Source organism: Paraburkholderia sp. A1BS-2L, from assembly GCF_051125205.1.
GTDB lineage: Bacteria > Pseudomonadota > Gammaproteobacteria > Burkholderiales > Burkholderiaceae > Paraburkholderia.
In genome coordinates this window covers 1,957,775-1,973,909 of record NZ_CP120428.1, presented here as the reverse complement: position 1 = coordinate 1,973,909, position 16,135 = coordinate 1,957,775, and the positions used below count along the sequence as shown (strand labels likewise).

Here is a 16,135-nt window from a genome sequence, read left to right as displayed (position 1 = left end):
CGCCGGGCCGGGCTGGGCTGGGCTTAGAACACCGTTTCGCGCTCCGGCGTCGCGCTGATCTTGTGGATCGACAGATCGGCGCCGTTATATTCACCCTCCTGATCGACGCGCAGACCCACGAGGGCGCGCAGCGCACCGTAGACCACCACGCCGCCGAGCGAGGCGATCACGATGCCGGCAAGCGTCCCGACGATCTGCGCGCCCAGCGAAATGCCGCCGATTCCGCCCATCGCGCGCATGCCGAAGATGCCCGCCGCAATGCCGCCCCACGCGCCGCACAGGCCGTGCAGGGGCCACACGCCGAGCACGTCGTCGATGCGCCAGCGGTTCTGCACGCAGGTGAACATATAGACGAACAGCACGCCGGCCACTGCGCCCGTCACGAGCGCGCCGAGCGGATGCATCACGTCCGAACCCGCACACACGGCCACGAGGCCCGCGAGCGGCCCGTTATAGGTGAAACCCGGGTCGTTGCGGCCCGCGAGCCATGCGGCGAGCGTGCCGCCCACCATCGCCATCAGCGAGTTCACGGCCACGAGGCCGCTGATCTTGTCGATGGTCTGCGCGCTCATCACGTTGAAGCCGAACCAGCCCACAGCGAGCACCCACGCGCCGAGCGCGAGAAACGGGATGTTCGAGGGCGGATGCGCGGCGATGCGGCCGTCGCGCGAATAGCGGCCGTGGCGCGGTCCGAGCAGCAGCACGGCGGGCAGTGCGACCCAGCCGCCGAACGCATGCACCACCACCGAGCCGGCAAAATCATGGAACGGCACGCCGAACACATGGGTGATGGCATCCTCGAAGTGCAGGCGGTTGTTCCACACCATGCCTTCGAAGAACGGATAGATGAAGCCGACGATCACGAAGGTCGCGAACAGTTGCGGGTTGAACCTCGAGCGCTCGGCGATGCCCCCCGAAACGATGGCCGGTATGGCCGCCGCGAAGGTGAGCAAGAAGAAAAAGCGCACGAGTTGATAGCCGTTGTGCTCGGCGAGCACGTCGGCGTGCGAGAAGAACTGCACGCCGTAGGCGATGGTGTAGCCGATGAAGAAGTACGCGATCGTGGAGACCGAAAAATCGACGAGGATCTTCACGAGTGCGTTGACCTGGTTCTTCTTGCGCACGGTGCCGAGTTCGAGAAACGCGAAACCCGCATGCATGGCGAGCACCATGGCGGCGCCCAGCAGCAGAAACAGCGTGTCGGTGCCGGTCTTGAGATTGTCCATCGTGAAGTTCTGCCCTTGCCCTGAGTGGGCGCATAAATAGAGACACAAACAGCAAGATGCGGGCCAGCTTCGCGCCAAACTGGTGAACGTCATGGGAAGGCCGGCCATTTGACGGTGCGCGCGTGCACCGGAGCGGGCTTGCGTGCGCCGTGATCGCGCGCACGAAATGGGTGCGCACGTTGCGGGTGCGAGGCCGTATGGCATGGAGCGGCACAATTGCAGTGCCTGCGCGCCAAATTGGTGAGACGACGCGCCAGTTCGGGGCGAAATATGCGATTTGCCTTTCTTTTAAAGAAAATCGTCGGCGATTCGAAAATATTCGGTGGGCCACACATCGCGCGCATGTCAGGCGCACATCGGCGGGCAAACGCCGACATAATAATGATCCAACCCAAACCTTTAGCCGTCCCGACTTCCCGAACCGCCACCCCATGCGCCTCACCACCAAAGGGCTGTTGCTGATCGCGATCCCGGCTGTCTTCGAGCTGACGCTGCTGTCGGCCGTCGTGAAGGCCGAGGCCGATGCGGAAAGCGCCGAGCTTTCCGGGCAGCACAGCCAGGCCGTGCTCGCGCAGGCGGGCCGCGTGCTCGAGCCGGTGCTGGTCGAATCGGTGCAGTTGCGCGGGGCGGTGGCCGCGGGCGACGTGCGGTTCTCGACGCCGGTGGCGTTGTGGATGGACGTCGATCGCCGCATCGACCGGCTCGCGGAACTCGTCGCCGACAACCCCTCGCAGGTCGAGCGCGCCGCGCGGATCCGCCATGCGGTGCAAAACTATCGCCAGTGGTCGGACCGCATTCAGGATCTGCTGCATTCGGGGCGCCGCGCCGACCTGGTCGAGCGCTTTCGCACTTACACGGACTTTGATGCGCTCGACCGCGTGCGCACCCAGGTCACTGCGTTCCAGACCGAGGAGCGCCGCCTCGACGTGATGCGCCTCGCCGACGCCGAGCAGGCGCGCGCGCAGCAGCAGTCGCTCGTGATGACTGCGGTGATCGGCTCGATCATGCTGGTGGCGCTGGCCGTCTGGGTCTTCACGCGCGGCGTGCGCGGGCGGCTCGATGCGCTGTCCGACAACGCGAGCCGGCTCGCGGGCAATGAGCCGCTCGCGCCGCTGGCGACCGGCAACGACGAAATCGCCGAACTGGATCTCACGCTGCATCGGATCAGCCAGCAACTCGTGGAGGCCGAGCGGCTGCGGCTCGGCTTCCAGGCCGACCTTGCGCGCCGCGCCGAGCAACTCGCGCGCATCAACGAAGATCTGCGCCAGCAGACGCAGGAAAACGAGATGTTCATTCACAGCGTGTCGCACGACCTGCGCGCGCCGCTCGTAAACCTGCAGGGTTTTTCGCGCGAGCTCACTCACGCGTGTGAAGACTTGCGCGAGCGCGTGGCGCGCTCGTCGCTTGGCCCCGAGGCGCGGGCGCGCATCGAGCGGATCATCAACGAGGACATCGGCGAAGCGCTGCGCTATCTGCAGACGGCGGTGCTGCGGGCCTCGCATATCATTGACGCGCTCCTGCGGCTGGCACGCGTGGGGCGCGTGGAGTACCGGCGTCAGCGCGTCAATGTGCAGGAACTGGTGCAGCGCGTGGTCGACGCGATGCATGCCTCGGTGCGTGCGCGCAACGCCCAGGTGAGCGTGCGTGGATTGCCTCCGGTTTGGGGCGACCCGACCGCGCTCGAGCAGGTGTTCGCGAATCTGATCGGCAATGCGCTCAATTATCTCGATCCTGCCCGCGAGGGGCGCGTCGAGATCGGCACGGCGGACGCGCCGCCGGGGGTGGAGTCGCTGCAGATTTTCTATGTGCGCGACAACGGTCTGGGCATTCCCGATGTGGCGCGGCCGCGCCTTTTTCAGGCCTTCCAGCGCATGCACGGCAACGTCGCGCCCGGCGAGGGCATCGGGCTCGCGCTCGTGCGCCGTATGGTTGAGCGGCACGGCGGGCGCATCTGGGTGGTATCGGTCGAAGGCGAGGGCACGACGTTCTATCTTTCGCTGCCCGACGCGCTTGCGGTCGTGCCGCCGGCGCCGGGTGTCGCCGCGGCGCTCGTGGCCGCGCACGAGCGCATGCGCGGGCGGGACGGTGCGGGCGACGGTATGGGCGACGGCGCGGCGCCCGCGGGGGCCGTGCCAGGGCCGGTTTCCGCAAGCGACCCGGGCGTGCCGCGCAGCGTGGCCGTGGCCGGTGCACCGGCCGTGGATGGGCCGCTGGCGGATTTGTAGGTCATGAAGGGCGTGTGGGTCAGCAGGCGAAAATGCGCCGCGGCTTGAGGAGGCTACGGCCGCGAATCGACCAGAGGCAGCCCGCGCCAGCCAGCGCGAGCACGACGGCCAGCGCGGCGTGAGGGTTCAGGTGCGCGGCAGACAAGCTGCCTGGCGAGACCAGCGTGCGCTCGAGCATGAACAGCGCGCCCCATAGCGCGATGGCCGCCTGAATCAGCATGCGCGTGCCGCGCGCATGGCGCGCGCGTTCGGCCGCGGTTCTGCGCCGGCCCGTGCGCGTGCAAAAGAACGCGATTGCCATCAAGGCAATCGCGAGTAACACCACCCAATCCGTCAGATCCATCGCCGTACATTCCTGCAATCAAAGCGATATTGTCGGAAAGGCAGGGATCGGCTGGCATCGGAGTCGTCCGAATCTTCGCGCGATTACGTTAAGGATTGTCAGATATTCGCGTAATCGGTTGCGATTCGGGTCGTTAAAGCAGCTAACGCGGTCAAAGCGGCGCGCCGTCCGCGCACGGCGGCGCACGACTCGCCTGTCAGGGCTCGATGTGCGTACCGAGCAAGGCGAGAAATTGACGCAGCCATTCGGGATGCGCGGGCCAGGCCGGCGCGGTGACGAACGGTGCATCGGTCACGGCGCTGTCGATGGCGATATCGGCATATTCGCCGCCCGCGAGACGCACTTCGGGCGCGCAGGCCGGATAGGCCGAGATGCGCTTGCCGCGGATGACCTCGGCGGCGGCGAGCAGCTGCGCCGCATGGCAGATGGCGGCCACGGGTTTGTTGGCTTGCGCGAAGTGCTGCACGATCGCGATCACCTTCGGGTCCAGGCGCAGATACTCGGGTGCCCGGCCGCCCGCGATGACGAGCGCGTCGTAGCGCTGCGGATCGATTTCGTCGAAGCTGGCGTTCAGCGCGAACTGATGGCCCGGCTTTTCGGTGTAGGTCTGGTCGCCCTCGAAGTCGTGAATCGCGGTCTTGATACGCTCGCCGGCCTGCTTGCCGGGGCACACGGCATCGACCTTGTGGCCGATGGCTTGCAGCGCCTGGAAGGGCACCATCGTTTCATAGTCTTCGGCAAAATCGCCCGTGAGAAAAAGGATCTTCTTGACTGCCATCGCCAGGCTCCATGAGGGTTGCGGTTGCTGTGGCCCGCTGCGGTGGGGGCATGGCGGAACGCAACGGGTGTCCACACAGTCTATTTCAGCATGCTTGACGATTTTGCGAAGGCCACCGCGGCCGATTCCGATCCCGATGCTCAACGCGACGCCATCGTCTGGCGTGCCTATGTGGCGCGCCACGACGCGGCGCCGCTCGCCGCGCTCTTTCGCGATGCCATCCTGACGCTGACCGCTTCGCACTACGACGCCGCCCAGCGCAAGGCCTGGGCGGCGGCGGCCGACGATCTCGACGCCTTCGATGCGCGTCTCGCGCGTGGTGTGACGCTCGTGGCCGAACACGCGGGCAAGCCGGCCGCATTCGGCCAACTCTTTCCCGCCGACCACGTGGAGATGCTCTATGTCGCGCCGGGCTGGACGCGGCGCGGTCTCGCATCGGGGCTCATCGCGCGCATGGAGGCGCTGGCGCGCGAGGCGCGGGCGAGCACGCTCGACACCGACGCCAGCGCGCTCGCGCGTCCGGTGTTCGAGCGCGCGGGTTTTTCGCTGGTCGCTCAGGAGGTCGTGCGGCGCGGCAGCGTATCATTGCCGCGTTTTCATCTTTGCAAGCCGCTGCGTGCGGTGCTTTTTTCAGGGTGACTATGTCTTCGAAGGTTTTGAAACGACTGGGCATCGTGCCCATGCTGCTGAGCGTGGCGCTCGCTGCTGGCTGCGACAAGCAGAATGCGACGGTGGCCGATCTGAGCAAGAAGTCGGCCGATGCCGCGCAGCAGGCCGCTCAGCTCGCGGCCAGCCAGGCCAGCGCGCAAGCGGCCCAGACGCTGGACAAGGCGGCCAGCTACGTGAACCAGCAGCTCGACGCCGCACAGCGCAAGCTTGGCGAGGCGGCTTCGCAAACGCAGGCGCAGACTCGCGATCAACTGCAGTCGCAGGGCGAGGGCGCGTCCGCATCGATTGCTTCGGGCGCGAGCGCCTCAGCTGACGCGATGGCCTCGCAGGCACGCGGGCAGTGGCAGGCGGCGGCGAGCGCGGCCCACGCGATGCTCGGCAACGCGGCTGCAGCCACCGGCACCGGTCTGTCGATGGCGGGGACCTCGCTGCAACGCTGGGCTTCAAGCAGCGCTGCGGCGACCGGCTCGGCGGCGTCGGGCACGAAATGATGATGGGTGTCCACGGTTGACGGGCGAAATTAATGTAATTATGATGGTTACACTTTTTCTCGCCGCTTTTCCAGCGGCTGGTTTGTTGTGAATACGAGTAGCCGTTTCGCGTTTGCCGTTCATGTGCTCGCACTGCTGGCGTTACAGGAGGGCGCGCCGCTGTCCTCCGAGATCATCGCGGGCAGCGTGAACACGAACCCCGCGCTGATCCGTCGTCTCTTGACGATGCTTGCCAATGCGGGGCTCACTGCATCGCAGCTCGGCGCGGGCGGCGGGGCGCTGCTGGCGCGCGAGCCGCGCACGATCTCGCTGCTGGAGATTTACCGCGCGGTCGACGACGCCCAGCTTTTTGCCATGCATCGCGAAGAGCCCAATCCGGCCTGCATGGTGGGGCGGCACATCCAGCAGACGCTGCGCGGCATCATCGACGACGCGCAGCGCGCCATGGAGGCGTCGCTCGCCGCGCGCACGCTCGCCGATGTCGTCGAGGATATGGAGCGCAACGAGCGCAAGCTCGTGCGCGCACGTGGGAAGTGAAGCAGGCGGCGGCGTGAAAACCGCGCGCTAACGCGGGGTGCTTGTCCTGACGGGGCGTTGCCCCGTTTTTTGGATCCTTAACTGTAACTATTATAGTTACATATATGTTTGATAGAGGAGTTGGGAAATGAGCAAGTCACTGAAGATCGCGCTGTTTGGCGCAACGGGCATGGCCGGTTCGCGCATCGCCGCGGAAGCAGCACGGCGCGGCCATCAGGTGAGCGCGCTGGTGCGCCAGCCCGAGCGCGTTGCAGCGGGGCCGAACGTCCACGCCGCGAAAGCCGATTTGCTCGACGCCGCGAACGTGGCGGCGGCGGTGCGCGGCCACGACGTGGTCGCGAGCGCCTACGCGCCGCCCATGAGCCAGCTCGATGACCTCCAGAACGCGAGCCGCGCGCTCGTCGAAGGCATGCGGGCCGCCGGTCTGGCGCGTCTCGTGGTGGTGGGCGGCGCGGGCTCGCTGGAAGTCGCGCCGGGTGTGCAACTGGTCGACACCGAAGGTTTCCCCGACGCGTACAAGCCGATCGCGCTGGCGCACCGCGTCGCGCTGAACTACTACCGCACGGTGAAGGATCTGGACTGGACCTTCTTCGCGCCTGCCGCGCTGATCGCGCCGGGCGAGCGCACCGGCACATTCCGCACGGGCGCCAGCACGTTGATTGCCAACGCGCATGGTGAAAGCCGGATCTCTGCCGAGGACTATGCCATCGCGTTCGTCGACGAACTGGAGCAGGGCCGCTTCATTCGCGAGATTGCCACCGTGGCGTATTGATTCATCGAAGAGGCCATCTCGGTCTGAAGGCGGGATTGGGGCCGCTTGCCGCGAGTGTGGACGGCTATACGGTGTGCGCCGGAACTGTGGCGTCTTGCGTGCAGGTTTCGGCGCGCACGAGTGGCACGATGTCGTTCACGTGCGTGGCGAGTTGTTCTCCCGATACACCGTAGACGTGCAGCGAGACGCATGCGCGGCCGCTGCCGTTCGAGAGCCGGTGAATGTTCGTCCGCCCGCATCCGCCGAAGCTGATGGCGCCCGCTGCGCGAGGGTTCGCGCGCACCACGTCCGCACCCTGACGCGCCTCGTCCCAGACGTAGAGCATTTCGGTCAAGGTGCCTTCGAGCACCGCGTAGCCGCACCACGTGTGATGCGCATGGATCGGGCTCGCCTGGCCCGGCTGCCAGACGAGAGTAGCGACCGCATAGCGCCCGAGCGGATCGGCGGTGATCAGATGGCGGCGATACTTCTCGGCGTTGCCTTCGCGCTGCGCTGCCGTCACGAGCGCAGGGTCGGCCAGCGCGCGCGCCAGCGCGGCGCGCACACCGCGCGCGAAGGCGCCGCTGCGCGATGGATCAGACTCTGCGGGCGTGCCGGGTTCGCGCGCATGACCCCAAGCGTCGAAAGCCGCATCGAGCGCCGCGCACAGGCGTGCCACGGCAGCCCCGTGTCCCGCCGCGTCTGCCGCGTTGGCCCTGCCGGAGACGCGCATGGCTTGGAGCAGGAGGGGTTCGGATGGGACGTTCATGGCGGGTCTCTTGTCGTCGTTCTGGATGTGAGAGTTATAGCCCCTGCCGTCTAGAAAGAGTTTTCATTCTTTTCCCTCTCTGCGGCGTAAGATAGAAGAAATTTCTATCCTGCGGGGAGGCGGGGAATGGATATCATCGATAGAAAGCTGGTAGAGCTATTGCAGCAGGATGCGACCACGCCGGTCGCGGAGCTGGCCCAGCGCGTGAATCTTTCGCAGACCCCATGCTGGAAGCGTGTGCAGCGGCTCAAGGAAACCGGCGTCATTCGCGCCCAGGTGGCGCTGTGCGACCCGAAGAAGCTGGGCGTGGGCACGACGGTGTTCGTCGCCGTGCGCACCAACCAGCACACCGAGCAGTGGGCGCAGGCCTTCACGCGCGCGGTGCAGGAGATTCCGGAGATCGTCGAGGCCTATCGCATGAGCGGCGAAACCGATTACCTGTTGCGCGTGGTGGTGTCCGATATCGACGATTACGACCGCGTCTACAAGCAGTTGATTCGCGCCGTAGCGCTGTTCGACGTGAGCTCCAGCTTTGCGATGGAGCAGATCAAGTACTCGACGGCGCTGCCGGTGCGCGGCGTCTGAGTGCCTTCCCTGGCGTTTTCCTGCGCTCGCCGTAATTTCGCCTGCAAGCCCGCTGCAAGGCGTGGCAGCGTAGAATGCGCGTTTCTTTTCATCACCCAGGCAGGGCACGATCCATGAATGAACCGCGCAAGAAGAATCCCACCTTTGGCGTTGGCGTGATGATAGTGGTGGTGGTGCTTATCGTGATCGGTACCGTGCTCTTCAATGCGCTGCGCAGCAAGCACGAGTACGAAGCGAGTGCCGGCGCGCAGGCGGCGAGTGCTGCCTCGAGCGCCGCTGCGCCGCCGGCGGCCAGTGCCGCGCAATGATGCGTTGCCCGGCGTGCTGATGTGACGATGAGCGCCGGTGGTACCCGATGCGGCAGCGACAACCCATGTCGCTGCCGTTTTTTTATTCTTCGGGAAGCCGGATCACGCTTGCGTCCTTGCGAAGAATCCAGGACGCCGCGAGCATCTGCTTGCAGTGGTGCGCAAGCAGCTTCACGTCTTGGGCGAATTCGCTCGCGGGGCCGAGCGAGCGTTCCGTGGCCACCACCATCGTGTCGAGTTCGCGCGTCATGCGCTTCGTGATTTCGGTTTGATCGTCGGGGATCGGCTTGCCAGCTTCGGCGGCCACCAGGTTCTCGTGCACGCAGTTGAGCGCGTGTTCGAGCGCATCGAGCGGGGTGCCCGGCCCGGCCTTCGCCGTGTCGCGCAACAGCGGCGCCGTGGCCGTGATCTGCGAGGCCAGCACGTGGCCGCGCACGAGCAGGTCGTTGAGCTCGGGGACGAACTTCTGCGCCGACTTCGGCTCGAGCATCATGCGCTGGAAGGCCTGGCCGAGATTGGCGAACGCGACGTGCACGTTCTTGCGCGCGAGCCGGTAGCGGAAGTCGCGCGCGAGCGCAGGGACGGCGGCGCCGGCCGGCGTCGAGGGCGGTGCAGTGCCTGCCGGCTCGCTTGCCTGAGCGGAGGCTTTTGCGCTGGCTGTCGCTGTGGCGTGCTGGTCGGGGGCGGGCGGTGACGGCGTTGCCGCTTCGAGCGCGACTTCGGCCGGCTCCATGTCTTGAGGCGTGTCCTGACCTGCTGGGGCCGCCACCGGCATGTCCGCTACCGGCGCACCGCTCGACACCGCCGCGAAGGCCGGCACGCGCGCAGCCGCTCCTGCAGCGGGCGCCGCGCCCGCAAACGCCGGCTGCGTGCCGCGCGTGCGTCCGCTCCACCACCAGCTCGCTTCCAGATAGTTGCGCGTCGCCGCGATCATGTCGTTCACGAGCTTGCCCATCAGCCGGTATTCCCAGTAGGGGAACAGATGGCTCGCGCCGATGGCGATCATGCAGCCCACCACGGTGTCGATCGCACGCTCGCCGATGATGCGCATGTTGCCCGGCGCCAGCAGATGGAACATCAGCAGCACATAGGCCGAGGTGAACACCACGCTCGCCGTGTAATTGAAGAGCAGCAGGCTGTAGCTCATCACCATCGCCGCGAACATCGAGACCAGCAGCACGAGCGGCTCTTTCACGAGCAGGATCAGCGCGATGCTGGCCACGCAGCCGATCAGCGTGCCGACGATACGCTGTGCGTTGCGCTGGCGCGTGAGCGAATAGCCGGGCTTGAGAATGATGATGCTCGTCATCACGATCCAGTAGGCGTTCGTGAGCGGCAACAGGCGGCCGAGCCAGTAGCCCACGGCCACGGCGATCGTCACGCGCAGCGCGTGGCGAAAGCTTGGCGAGGCCATCGTGAGATTCGAGAAGATCTGCAGGAAGGGCACGCGCCGGCTCGTCACGAAGCGCTCGAGCGCCGCGTCGATGCGCACTTCCGTCTCGGTCGGTGGCGTGTCGTTCGCGAGGTCGCGGCGCATCCGGTCGATCAGGCGCGTCGCGCTCCAGATGCGCCGGAACGAGGCCGAGATCGCAGCGTAGGCCTCGGGGTCCGTCGTGGGCAGATCGCGCTTCTTGAGCAGCTCGAGCTCATATTCGATCGCGCGCAACTCGGCCTTCACGTTGATGGTGGCGCGCGGCGCCTCGTTTTGCAGCGTGGCGAGGCCGATGTCCTCGAGATCGGCAGCGGCCTTGCGGATCAGATCGCGGTAGAACGCCAGCAGGTCGGAGCCGCCGAAGGTATTGCGCACGAGCGGGTAGTCGGTATGCGCGCCCACGAACAGCTCGTGCAGGTCGACCGTATTGATGAACAGGTTGAAATGCATCGCGCGGTGCGCGTCGATCTTGCCGCTCTTGAGCTTGGGCAGGTTGCGCAGGACGATGTCGCGCGCGGCGTCCTGGCGTTCGACCGCTGCGATCTGCTTGGCGACGAGGTTGCGGTAGCACTCGTCGAGATCGTTGTCGAGGTCGAAGAACTGCGCGCGCGCGAGCAGATAATCGGCGCATGCGAATACGCTTTCGGCGATCGCCTGCTGCTCGATGCGATCGAGCATCAGACGGCTTACGAGGGTCGACCAGCCCGTGTACCAGAGACCGCCCAGCAGAATCCACGACGCGTTGACGAGCGCCTGATGCGGCGTGAAATGCTCTTCGAGCGTCATCACCATCATGAACAACGTGGCGAAGCTGATCTGCGGCCAACGGTTGCCGTAGACGACGATCAGCGAGAGCACGAAGGTGAGCGGCACGACAGTGGCCCACAGTGCGACCGGGCTGAAGGTGGCGAGTCCGGTTGCATACGCGGCGAGAAAGCCGATCGCGCTGCACGCGAGCATCTCGTTGCGCTTGTATTTGAGCGGCCCCGGCATGTCGACCACGCAGGCGCCGAGCGCGCCGGTCGAGATCGTGAATCCCAGATCGCTCTTGTCGAACACGAACAGGCACAGGATGGCCGGAAGCGAGATGCCGACCGCGATGCGCAGGCCGCCGTAGAAGTACTGGCTGTAAAGGAATTTCCTGATTTCTACGGAGTAGCGCATCGACTGCCGGAGTGGTTCGGGTGCGGACGGTGTGCCGCGGACTGTGGCGCTGAGTTTAAATGATTTCGGGCGCGATCTGCCCGTCTCTGTATTTCGCGCGGGCCGCCCGAGCGCTCTGCCCGAGTGTCAGTCAGTCCGCGCTCAGCGTGGAGGCGTCGCCGAGCAGCCCGCGCGTGCCGCGGATGCGGAGCATGCGCGTGCGATACCAGAAGGTCCACGCGAGCAGCGCGCCAAATATGCCATAGCCGATCATCGGCGTGACGATCAGGACGCGCTCGATCGGCCACGTAGCAGCGAGCCAAGTGCGCAGGGCGGCGTCGGCCGTGAGCCCTGCGCCCCAGACGACCGTGAGCAGGCGCATCGCGCCAGCAAAGCTGCGGTTCTCGTTCCACAACAGTTCGAGCCGCGCGGCGCCCTCGCGCGTTTCGCGCGCGACCGTGGCGCGCGCCAGATAGAACACCAGTGGGCGCTTTGCCAGCAGCGAGAACAGGAATGCGGCGCCGATCGCGCCCGAGGCGAAGCTTTCGCGCATCAGCAGCATGCGCGTGCTGCCGCCGAACGCCATGGCAACAAGCGAGAGCACGATGCCGAGCAGGATGACCGCCGAGAGCGCGTCGATGCGCCGAAAGCGCACGAGTTCGACGATGCTCCAGGCAAGCGGGGGAATGGCCGAGGCAACGAGTCCGCCGAATTCGCCCCAGTGCGGTTGGGTGAGCCGGTACGCGACCCACGGCAGCAGCAGGTTGACCGCCAGTTCGGCAATGAATGCTGGACGCAGCTTCATGCGAGGTGCGCTCCAGAAAAGGGTGAAAAAAGTATGAGCCGAGGGCCGGCTATCGGCAAACGGCCTTGCGATGGCCCATGATACGCGTCCCGTCATATCGCGTGCCCGAGCTTGTGCGGGTTCGCGCCCATAAGACGGCTTGGCTGTGCTCGGCTGTGGCCTTGCTGCATGTCGAGCGTCGCACGTCGTCGTGCCTCGCCGCGCGCCGCCTTATGCGACACTGCGAGTCGTGGTCCAACCCGGCCCAGGCCGGCCGCCGTGCTCCTGCATTTTCCGTCCATCATGATTGCCCGTTCGCCTGTTCCGTTGCACGAAGTCGAGCTTTCCGCCGTTCGCGCTCAGGGCGCGGGCGGGCAGAACGTCAACAAGGTGTCGAGTGCGATTCATCTGCGCTTCGATATTCGCGCATCGTCGCTGCCCGAAGTGCTCAAGATGCGCTTGCTCGCGCTCACCGACCGGCGCATCTCGCACGAGGGTGTGGTCGTCATCAAGTCCCAGGAACACCGCACGCAGGAGCAGAATCGCGCCGCTGCGCTCGCGCGTCTCGAGGCGCTAATTGATAGCGTGAGCGTGTCGAGAAAGGCGCGCGTGGCTACCCGGCCCACGCGTGCGTCGAAGCTGCGCCGTCTCGATAGCAAGACGCGCAAGGGAGAAGTGAAAGCGGGGCGGCGGCGCGTGCTCGAATGAAGCAACCGAAGTGGCCGATATGACCGCGCCGTGCGCTCAAGCCTGCGCAGGATCCGGCGGCGGCTCGCGCAGGGTCAGTGCCGGCGGAAAATCGGCGCACAACACGTGTGTTGCGCCCGCGTAGTCGAGTGCAATGGCGGCGGTGTAGCACAGTGCGCCGTCATGAAGCGAGTAGTGCGGGCCCATCACGGTCACGCGTCCGGGCGCGGCGAGTGCGCGCCGGAAGTATTCGCGGCGCGACCAGTTGCTGTTGGTGTCGGGATAGAGCGGGGCGAGCCTGGCGGGCGGCCCGACGCCCGGCGCGGCGATCGAGGGCGCATGCTGCTCGCCCCGATCGTTTGCAGCGAAGACGCGCAGCGCATCGGCGTGCTCGAAAATTGCCGTCGCGGCCGCTTCGAGTGCGCCGCCCGCAGTCAGCACGCGCGCCCCGCGCAGCATGACACGCGTGACTTCGCCAAGATCGACCTGTTCGTGCAGCCGGCTGTGGCGCCGATAGTCGGCGAAGCGCCACCACATCGTTTGCGCGAGCGCGGGCGCGGCGGCGCTGGCTTCGCTCACCACGGCATGCGGCTGGCCGAACCAGAAGCCCTGCACGAGATCGACATCCGCTTCCATCAACACCATCAATTCGTTTTCGGTTTCGACACCTTCGGCGAGCACCATCGCGCCCGCATGATGAAGGATCGAAACGAGACTGGCGATGAACGAAATATGGCTCTCGCCGTTGGCTGCGCGCTGCACGAGCGAACGGTCGAGTTTGACGATGTCGGGACGGTAGCGCCAGACGCGATCGAAGTTCGAAAACCCCGAGCCGAAGTCGTCGAGCGCGACAAGAAAATCGCGTCCGCCCGGCGGCGGACGGGCTTCCAGAAACGATGCCGGTTCGTCGCCGGCGCGCTGCTCGAGCACTTCGATCACCACGCGCTCGTGCGGGAACGCGAAGTGGCGGCATAGCCCGTCGATGGCGGCTTGCGTCGGCCAGTCGCCGGGCGTAGGGCGCGGCAGCGAGTTCAGAAAGAGCCAGCCCGTTGCGATGCCCTGCGCGGTGAAGTTGGCGAGATGGAGGCAACGTGCGAGTTCGTCGAGTTCGTGCGCGGCTCCGGGCGTCGCGCGCGCGAATAGCGCGGCGGGTCCGGTGCCGCCGGGCTCGGCGCCGACGACGCGTAACAACGCCTCGTAGCCGACCACGCGTTGATGCGTAATCGAGAGCACCGGCTGGAATGCGCTTTCGAGCAGCGTCGAGCGCCAGCGCGCCCGAAAGCGCCCGTCATGGGGTTCCAGGTGCCTGAGCAGCGTGGCGAGCGATGCCTGCGGGTTCGACATGGCGCTGGAGCGCGCCTCGCGGCGCATGATTGAATTCACTGACCGACGATGAAGCGCAATTCCAGGCAGAGCGGTGTCTGGGCGGCACGCTTTACCGCCAGTGTACGGAGTATCGGCAAATTATGCTTGCCAGGCTGCCGAGCCGCGTCATGGAGCTGCGGGAAGGGCGGCCGCGGCTCGAGGGCGGGCTCGCTGCGCGGCTAGGGCGCCGCGCGGTCCTCGCTCAATGAGCCCACTTTGATGAGCAATTAGTGAGCCGTGCCGGGCACATCGAGAATCAGGATGATGGTCCAGTCGGCGTCGCCCTCGTGGTGGTACTGACGTTCGGCGACGATGAACGGCTGTTGCTTGCCCTGCGGGCCCAGGAACAGAACGTCGCCTTCCATCGGCAGGCATTCGATGGGGGGCAGCGCAAGGAAGGCGTCGCCATCTTTGCTGCGCGGCATCAGTTTTTCGATCTTGCGGGATGCCGCTTCAGTCCATTCGATGTCGAGCTGGATGTTACTCATGAATGTTTCTCCGCGCGAGTCGCGCACAAACAGGTGGGGGAATCCGGGGTGCGCGACTTTAGCATACCGCGCGAAGCGACTTGCGGGTGCATGGGCGCCTCGGTGTCAGGCACGGACAAGAAAAAAGCCGATGCCAGGGGACTGGCATCGGCTCGTTCGGCATGGCGCAGTGCAGTTGTCGCTATGCATTACGGCGCCGCAATGTTGAGCAGGCTCCCCGAGGCAGGCCGTGAAAGCGGCGGCGGGGGCATACGCGCTGTGCGCGCCCTGCACGGCCACGAGGGCTGATGTGCGACCTTTACTGTGCAGCCTTGGCCGGAGCCTTGTGGTGGCTGCTGCCTTTTTTGTGATGTTTTGCGGGCATCGGGGCCGGTGCTTCGGCGGCGGCTTGCTGCTTCGCCTGCAGATCTTGCGCACGCTGCTCGACGTCGGCGGCCTTGGCCGGATCAGTGCTCATGGTGACGCCATTTTCCGTTTGCGCATAGGCAGCGCCCGTGAGGGCGGAAAGCGAAATCAGGACTGCGAGGGACACTTTTTTCATCACTAACCTCCGAAGGAGCGGTTTATGGACCCAGCCTGTGCCTGCTCAAGCAGGATTGGCATGCCATTCTAACGATTGAATACTCGTTCCAGATGACATCGCATAAGGCGTGCGCGTGCCTGTTACATATCTTTACATATCCCGGTGGATCTTGTCGCGTGTTAGCCATCAGGCGTGATCTAGAACCAGCCGAGCATCCTGTACACATGGAACTGCGCAATGCCGATCAATTCGTGCAACGCCGTTTCTGCGTCGCGCAAATTGGCTCGGCGCGGCCACATGCCGGTGCACACGTGGCGCACGTCGGATACCGCCGGCACGGGACGCATTTGAAAGCGATGGAAGTCCAGCATCGCGCGCGACATGTGGTAAGCCGAGGTTACGACGAAGAGCGTATCCGCGCGCTGGGCGTGCACGATCGGCGCAACGTTGCGCGCGTTCTCCCAGGTCGTGAGGCTGCGGTTCTCCAGCACGAGGTCGCTTTTCGCGACACCTGCTCGCAATAGCAACGGGGCGTAGGTATCGGCTTCGCTGGCAGCGTGATGCTGCGGGTTGCCGCCGCTCACGATCACCTTGCACACGCCACCGGCCGCGAGGCAGCGTGCTTGCAGCGCCGCAGCCATCGCAATGCGCGCGTAGACGTCGTGTTTGGGCACGAGTGTGCCGTCGGTGCGCACGTTCGTGCCGCCGCCTAGCATCACGATCGTCGTGCGTGGACCGAACGCGGAAGCGGGCGTCGTTGCCGGATCATAGGGAGTGCGATAGTTCGGGGGCTGGGCAAGATCGACGAGCGGTTTGGCCAGCCACCCCGATCCGAGCAGCCAGAAAAGGATGACGGCAATGACCGCGATGGGCCGACGGGCGCCACGCCACAACATGAACAGCGCAAAAAATAGCGCAAATATTCCGAATAGAATCAATTTGAATGAGGTACCGTATTGTTTTCGGGTTGATTCGTGTCGAGCGCAGCGGCGCCACACTTTTTCGGGGCCCCGAATAACCTGCAGTCCTTG

General features: G+C 65.7%; 18 protein-coding genes. 8 read left to right on the top strand and 10 right to left on the bottom strand.

What is annotated here, in order from left to right; translation table 11 throughout:
- Positions 1-23 precede the first annotated feature (23 nt).
- Complete coding sequence (locus tag P5W98_RS08895; RefSeq protein WP_421024220.1) at positions 24-1,226, bottom strand: ammonium transporter; 1,203 nt, start codon at positions 1,224-1,226, stop codon at positions 24-26.
- 431 nt (positions 1,227-1,657) lie between these two features.
- On the opposite strand from P5W98_RS08895, the gene P5W98_RS08890 reads away from it, so the two are divergent.
- Entirely contained in the window at positions 1,658-3,451 is a 1,794-nt protein-coding gene (locus tag P5W98_RS08890) for a sensor histidine kinase (RefSeq protein ID WP_421024219.1), read from the top strand.
- A gap of 19 nt (positions 3,452-3,470) precedes the next feature.
- Here P5W98_RS08890 and P5W98_RS08885 read toward each other — a convergent pair whose 3' ends face one another.
- Positions 3,471-3,794 carry a hypothetical protein gene (locus P5W98_RS08885; protein WP_421024218.1) on the bottom strand — a complete coding sequence of 108 codons (324 nt, stop codon included), beginning with the start codon at positions 3,792-3,794 and terminating at the stop codon, positions 3,471-3,473.
- Positions 3,795-3,990: 196 nt separating this feature from the next.
- Complete coding sequence (locus tag P5W98_RS08880) at positions 3,991-4,572, bottom strand: DJ-1/PfpI family protein (RefSeq protein ID WP_421024217.1); 582 nt, start codon at positions 4,570-4,572, stop codon at positions 3,991-3,993.
- 90 nt (positions 4,573-4,662) lie between these two features.
- On the opposite strand from P5W98_RS08880, the gene P5W98_RS08875 reads away from it, so the two are divergent.
- From P5W98_RS08875 to P5W98_RS08860, 4 genes are all read left to right on the top strand, one after another.
- Positions 4,663-5,211, top strand: coding sequence for a GNAT family N-acetyltransferase (locus P5W98_RS08875; protein ID WP_421024216.1), 549 nt, complete (start codon positions 4,663-4,665; stop codon positions 5,209-5,211).
- A gap of 2 nt (positions 5,212-5,213) precedes the next feature.
- Positions 5,214-5,732, top strand: a complete 519-nt coding sequence (locus tag P5W98_RS08870; protein ID WP_421024215.1) for a hypothetical protein — start codon at positions 5,214-5,216, stop codon at positions 5,730-5,732.
- 87 nt (positions 5,733-5,819) lie between these two features.
- Positions 5,820-6,269: an Rrf2 family transcriptional regulator gene (locus tag P5W98_RS08865; RefSeq protein ID WP_421024214.1), complete on the top strand. Its 450-nt coding sequence runs from the start codon at positions 5,820-5,822 to the stop codon at positions 6,267-6,269.
- Between the two features lie 127 nt (positions 6,270-6,396).
- Positions 6,397-7,041: an NAD(P)-dependent oxidoreductase gene (locus P5W98_RS08860; RefSeq protein WP_421024213.1), complete on the top strand. Its 645-nt coding sequence runs from the start codon at positions 6,397-6,399 to the stop codon at positions 7,039-7,041.
- Positions 7,042-7,105: 64 nt separating this feature from the next.
- Here P5W98_RS08860 and P5W98_RS08855 read toward each other — a convergent pair whose 3' ends face one another.
- Positions 7,106-7,789, bottom strand: coding sequence for a cysteine dioxygenase (locus P5W98_RS08855; protein ID WP_421024212.1), 684 nt, complete (start codon positions 7,787-7,789; stop codon positions 7,106-7,108).
- A 126-nt stretch (positions 7,790-7,915) separates the two neighbouring features.
- On the opposite strand from P5W98_RS08855, the gene P5W98_RS08850 reads away from it, so the two are divergent.
- Both P5W98_RS08850 and P5W98_RS08845 read left to right on the top strand, forming a co-directional pair.
- Complete coding sequence (locus tag P5W98_RS08850; RefSeq protein WP_421024211.1) at positions 7,916-8,374, top strand: Lrp/AsnC family transcriptional regulator; 459 nt, start codon at positions 7,916-7,918, stop codon at positions 8,372-8,374.
- A gap of 113 nt (positions 8,375-8,487) precedes the next feature.
- The gene (locus P5W98_RS08845) at positions 8,488-8,682 is read left to right on the top strand and encodes a hypothetical protein (protein ID WP_421024210.1); all 195 of its coding nucleotides are present in this window, start codon (positions 8,488-8,490) and stop codon (positions 8,680-8,682) included.
- An 82-nt stretch (positions 8,683-8,764) separates the two neighbouring features.
- Here the strand turns inward: P5W98_RS08845 and P5W98_RS08840 are convergent, their stop codons facing one another.
- The gene (locus P5W98_RS08840) at positions 8,765-11,278 is read right to left on the bottom strand and encodes an FUSC family protein (RefSeq protein ID WP_421024209.1); all 2,514 of its coding nucleotides are present in this window, start codon (positions 11,276-11,278) and stop codon (positions 8,765-8,767) included.
- Between the two features lie 130 nt (positions 11,279-11,408).
- The gene (locus tag P5W98_RS08835; RefSeq protein WP_421024208.1) at positions 11,409-12,062 is read right to left on the bottom strand and encodes a VC0807 family protein; all 654 of its coding nucleotides are present in this window, start codon (positions 12,060-12,062) and stop codon (positions 11,409-11,411) included.
- 282 nt (positions 12,063-12,344) lie between these two features.
- On the opposite strand from P5W98_RS08835, the gene arfB reads away from it, so the two are divergent.
- Entirely contained in the window at positions 12,345-12,749 is a 405-nt protein-coding gene (gene arfB, locus P5W98_RS08830) for an alternative ribosome rescue aminoacyl-tRNA hydrolase ArfB (protein ID WP_421024207.1), read from the top strand.
- 36 nt (positions 12,750-12,785) lie between these two features.
- Here the strand turns inward: arfB and P5W98_RS08825 are convergent, their stop codons facing one another.
- From P5W98_RS08825 to P5W98_RS08810, 4 genes are all read right to left on the bottom strand, one after another.
- Positions 12,786-14,072: an EAL domain-containing protein gene (locus tag P5W98_RS08825; protein WP_421024206.1), complete on the bottom strand. Its 1,287-nt coding sequence runs from the start codon at positions 14,070-14,072 to the stop codon at positions 12,786-12,788.
- A gap of 248 nt (positions 14,073-14,320) precedes the next feature.
- Positions 14,321-14,581, bottom strand: coding sequence for a hypothetical protein (locus tag P5W98_RS08820; RefSeq protein ID WP_035525906.1), 261 nt, complete (start codon positions 14,579-14,581; stop codon positions 14,321-14,323).
- Positions 14,582-14,879: 298 nt separating this feature from the next.
- Positions 14,880-15,122, bottom strand: a complete 243-nt coding sequence (locus tag P5W98_RS08815) for a hypothetical protein (protein WP_421024205.1) — start codon at positions 15,120-15,122, stop codon at positions 14,880-14,882.
- Positions 15,123-15,301: 179 nt separating this feature from the next.
- Positions 15,302-16,000: a YdcF family protein gene (locus P5W98_RS08810; RefSeq protein ID WP_421024204.1), complete on the bottom strand. Its 699-nt coding sequence runs from the start codon at positions 15,998-16,000 to the stop codon at positions 15,302-15,304.
- Between the last annotated feature and the right edge of the window lie 135 nt (positions 16,001-16,135).